This is a genomic window from Sulfitobacter sp. HI0129 (genome assembly GCF_001635395.1).
Lineage (GTDB): Bacteria > Pseudomonadota > Alphaproteobacteria > Rhodobacterales > Rhodobacteraceae > Sulfitobacter.
In genome coordinates, this window is the sequence record NZ_LWGH01001129.1 from 1 (window position 1) to 1,136 (window position 1,136).

The 1,136-nt window shown below is 65.5% G+C and carries 2 protein-coding genes; one reads left to right on the plus strand and one right to left on the minus strand.

The features are described from left to right. Positions 1–776 (plus strand): HipA domain-containing protein (locus tag A3764_RS23680; RefSeq protein ID WP_150122445.1); only part of this gene is annotated, 776 nt, incomplete at its 5' end. On the opposite strand, the gene A3764_RS23685 is transcribed toward A3764_RS23680, so the two are convergent. Beyond that, positions 746–1,136 (minus strand): IclR family transcriptional regulator domain-containing protein (locus A3764_RS23685; protein ID WP_330220562.1); only part of this gene is annotated, 391 nt, incomplete at its 5' end. The genes A3764_RS23680 and A3764_RS23685 overlap by 31 nt on opposite strands.

Consider the following 1,136-nt stretch of genomic DNA (forward strand, 5'->3'; position numbering starts at 1 on the left):
CTACGGAGGCTCTCGGCCTTCTGACAGACATCGGTGGCGATACGGCTGGCGCCCTGTCCTTCGCAGAACCGAATGCACCTGCTGCTTGGCGCCACACGCCGCTGACGGAATACTATGAGACCGAGGATCCGGCGGAGGTCCTGGAGCAACACTTCGAGGATGTGGAGAAGCGGCCTTTCCTTGCCGGGGAAGGGGGTGTCAGGCTGTCTCTCGCCGGTGGTCAGACGAAAACGGCACTGGCGGTTCTCGATGCGGAGGGCACCCCGGTGTTACGCTTGCCGAGGAAGGGGGATCAGCTCGCCATCCCGCGGTTCGGTGCCCCCTCCACTGTCATCCTCAAACCCGAGAGCCCGCGCCGTCCCGGCAGCACGGTGAATGAGGCCTACTGCCTGCGCCTGGCGGCTGCCATCGGACTACCGGCGGCAGAGTGCGGGAGGATCACCACGCCGCGCCGCGCGGCGATCTGCGTGTTGTGTTCTGACCGTTGCCTCACGCGCTCTGGGGGCATTCAGCGCATCCACCAGGAGGACTTCGCTCAGGCGAACAGCCTGCCACCTGGCCAAAAGTACGAGCATGGAACTCGACCCGGCCTGTCGCTGCGCCAGATCCTCGAGACCGGCCGACGACTGGGCCCTCGCAGTGCCCTTGCTCTCCTGGATCAGGTAATATTCAACATTCGCGAAGAACCTTCAGACCACCACGATGATGCTGACCTGACGCGGGCAGCCTTGCCCGCCGGCACCGTTCAAAGGGACCGCGACAGCGCCTCGGCATAGATGCGCAGGATGGGCAGCATGTGCTCGCGCATGTCCTTGACGGTGACGCGCGGCCGCGCCGCGCTCACGCTCATCGAGGCGATCAGTTTGCCGTCCGGGTCGAAGACCGGAATGGCCATGCTGACCATGCCCAGTTCCAGCTCCTCGTCGGTGAAGGCCACCTTGTCACGGCCGGCGGCGCGGATGATCTCTTTCAGCTTCGCCTTGTCCGTAACCGTATGCTTGGTCATGGCCACCGGCTCCGCCGCGTCGAGATAGGCATCCAGCGCCTCGTCGTCATAGGCCGACAGCAGGATACGCCCCGTGGCCGCCGCATAGGCGGGCAGCCGGGTGCCCAGACGGATCGCGGTGGAGACCAGC